Genomic DNA, 565 nt, shown 5'->3' with positions numbered 1-565 from the left:
TCCCTGAATCTTGTGGTGTCCCGCCGCGCCACCGGAAAGCACCGGCGAATCCGCCGGTTCCACCGCCACAATCCGCGCCGACGGCTTCTTCTGCTTCAGCACTTCCCCCACGCCCGTGATAGTGCCGCCGGTGCCGACGCCCGCGCCGAAGATATCGACCGCGCCGTCGGTGTCGTTCCAGATTTCGACCGCCGTGGTCAGCCGGTGAATCTCCGGGTTCGCCGGATTGTCGAACTGACCGGGGATATAGGAGTTGGGCGTCTGTTTCGCCAGTTCTTTCGCTTTGGCGACGGCGCCCTTCATCCCGTCTCCGCCCGGCGTCAGCACCAGTTCCGCGCCTAGCGCCTTCAGCAGGTTCTGCCGTTCGCGGCTCATCGTATCAGGCATCGTGAGGATAATGCGGTATTTTTCTGCCGCCGCGACGAACGCCAGCGCGATTCCCGTGTTGCCGCTCGTCGGCTCGATAAGCACCGTATCCTTGTTGATAAGCCCCTGTTCCTCGGCGTCCTTGACGAGTTCGTAGCCGATTCGGTCTTTCACCGACGACAGCGGGTTGAAATACTCC

At 62.5% G+C, this 565-nt stretch carries 1 protein-coding gene; it reads right to left on the bottom strand.

Translation table 11 applies throughout. The annotated features are described in order from the left end of the window. Positions 1 to 565: pyridoxal-phosphate dependent enzyme (locus tag AWU74_RS07570; RefSeq protein ID WP_162505035.1), on the bottom strand; the 565-nt coding region annotated here is incomplete at both ends.

This window comes from Treponema endosymbiont of Eucomonympha sp. (assembly GCF_001028545.1).
Note: the sequence above shows the minus strand (reverse complement) of the source record. Positions and strands in the feature narration are given on the sequence as shown.